Raw genomic sequence first — 2,500 nt, forward strand, 5'->3', positions numbered from 1 at the left:
TTTTGATATTTGTGGAGGATATTGGATCTATCGTGCAGACCGGGCAGCGACCTACTCTCCCACGCCTTAAGACGCAGTACCATCGGCGCTAGGGGTCTTAACGGCCGTGTTCGGGATGGGAACGGGTGTGGTCCCCCTGCAATAACCACCCGGTCAGCGCGATAGATCCAAGGATTGAAGAGACATTCTGATCTGTATTTTCGAGGTGTTGCTTTTGTTCGACGAAGCGTTCGCCGGACATGAGCATCTTCAAGATCAAGACAATCGAGTAATTAGTACCAGTCAGCTTCACGTGTCGCCACGCTTCCACATCTGGCCTATCAACGTGGTGGTCTTCCACGACTCTCAAGGGAAAACTGGTTTTGAGGGGGGCTTCCCGCTTAGATGCATTCAGCGGTTATCCCTTCCGTATATAGCTACCCTGCTATGCTGCTGGCGCAACAACAGGTCCACCAGAGATACGTCCACCCCGGTCCTCTCGTACTAGGGGCAGCTCCTCTCAATTTTCCGACACCCACGGCAGATAGGGACCGAACTGTCTCACGACGTTCTAAACCCAGCTCACGTACCGCTTTAATTGGCGAACAGCCAAACCCTTGGGACCTGCTCCAGCCCCAGGATGCGATGAGCCGACATCGAGGTGCCAAACAATGCCGTCGATATGGACTCTTGGGCATCATCAGCCTGTTATCCCCGGCGTACCTTTTATCCGTTGAGCGATGGCCCTTCCATGCGGGACCACCGGATCACTATGGCCGTCTTTCGACTCTGCTCGACCTGTCAGTCTCACAGTCAGGCGGGCTTATGCCATTGCACTCAACGAGCGATTTCCGACCGCTCTGAGCCCACCATCGCGCGCCTCCGTTACTCTTTGGGAGGCGACCGCCCCAGTCAAACTACCCACCAGACAGGGTCCCGGACCCAGGTTCATGGGCCGCGGTTAGATATCAACAATTATCAGGGCGGTATTTCAAGGATGTCTCCACCAAAGCTGGCGCCTTGGTTTCATAGACTCCCGCCTATCCTACACAAATAATCGCTAATACCACTGTCAAGCTGTAGTAAAGGTGCACGGGGTCTTTCCGTCTGACCGCGGGAACTCCGCATCTTCACGGAGAATTCAATTTCGCTGAGTCTATGCTGGAGACAGCGGGGAAGTCGTTACGCCATTCGTGCAGGTCGGAACTTACCCGACAAGGAATTTCGCTACCTTAGGACCGTTATAGTTACGGCCGCCGTTTACCGGGGCTTCAATTCGGAGCTCTCACTCCTCCTTTTAACCTTCCGGCACCGGGCAGGCGTCAGACCCTATACGTCGTCTTGCGACTTCGCAGAGCCCTGTGTTTTTAGTAAACAGTCGCCACCCCCTGGTCTGTGCCCCTCCACACTGGTTGCCCAATGCAGAGGCTCCCTTCTCGCGAACTTACGGGAGCAATTTGCCGAGTTCCTTCAGCATAGTTCTCTCAAGCGCCTTGGTATGCTCTACCAGTCCACCTGTGTCGGTTTGGGGTACGGTCTCATGTGGGAGCTATTTCCAGGGACCTCTTCGCCGCCAGTTCAATCCGATAAGGACTGACGACACACGAGATCCGTCACTACCCACTGGTGCAGGAATATTAACCTGCTTCCCATCGACTACGCATTTCTGCCTCGCCTTAGGGGCCGACTAACCCTGCGCTGATTAGCATTGCGCAGGAACCCTTGGACTTTCGGCGAGAGGGTCTCTCACCCTCTTTGTCGCTACTCATGTCAGCATTCTCACTTCCGATACCTCCAGCAGCCCTCGCGGGTCTGCCTTCATCGGCCTACGGAACGCTCCGCTACCACTCGATCAAAGATCGAATCCGCAGCTTCGGTGTATCACTTAAGCCCCGTTACATTTTCCGCGCAGGAGCGCTTGACCAGTGAGCTGTTACGCTTTCTTTAAAGGATGGCTGCTTCTAAGCCAACCTCCTGGTTGTCTAAGCACTCCCACATCGTTTCCCACTTAGTGATAACTTAGGGACCTTAGCTGGCGGTCAGGGCTGTTTCCCTCTTCACTACGGACCTTAGCACCCGCAGTGTGTCTGCCTCGCAGTACTCCATGGTATTCGGAGTTTGGTTAGGTTTGGTAAGTCGTTGGGACCCCCTAGCCCATCCAGTGCTCTACCCCCATGGGTATTCACGAGACGCTCTACCTAAATAGATTTCGCGGAGAACCAGCTATTTCCGGGTTTGATTGGCCTTTCACCCCTAGCCACAAGTCATCCCCGTCTTTTTCAACAGACGTGGGTTCGGTCCTCCAGTGAGTGTTACCTCACCTTCAACCTGCTCATGGCTAGATCACCCGGCTTCGGGTCTCATCCCTCGAACTCAGTCGCCCTATTAAGACTCGCTTTCGCTACGCCTACACCTATCGGCTTAAGCTTGCTCGAGAGACGAAGTCGCTGACCCATTATACAAAAGGTACGCCGTCAGGCTTGCGCCCTCCGACTGCTTGTAGGCGTCCAGTTTCAGGGTC

General features: G+C 54.6%; 2 rRNA genes (1 of these 2 cut by a window edge). Both read right to left on the reverse strand.

Annotated features, from left to right (window positions below):
* Positions 1 to 38: 38 nt before the first annotated feature.
* Positions 39 to 153, reverse strand: a 5S ribosomal RNA gene (gene rrf / locus C7435_RS16870).
* Between the two features lie 98 nt (positions 154 to 251).
* Positions 252 to 2,500 (reverse strand): 23S ribosomal RNA (locus C7435_RS16875) (it continues 544 nt past the right edge of the window).

Source organism: Maricaulis maris, assembly GCF_003634045.1.
In the GTDB taxonomy this organism is placed as follows: domain Bacteria; phylum Pseudomonadota; class Alphaproteobacteria; order Caulobacterales; family Maricaulaceae; genus Maricaulis; species Maricaulis maris.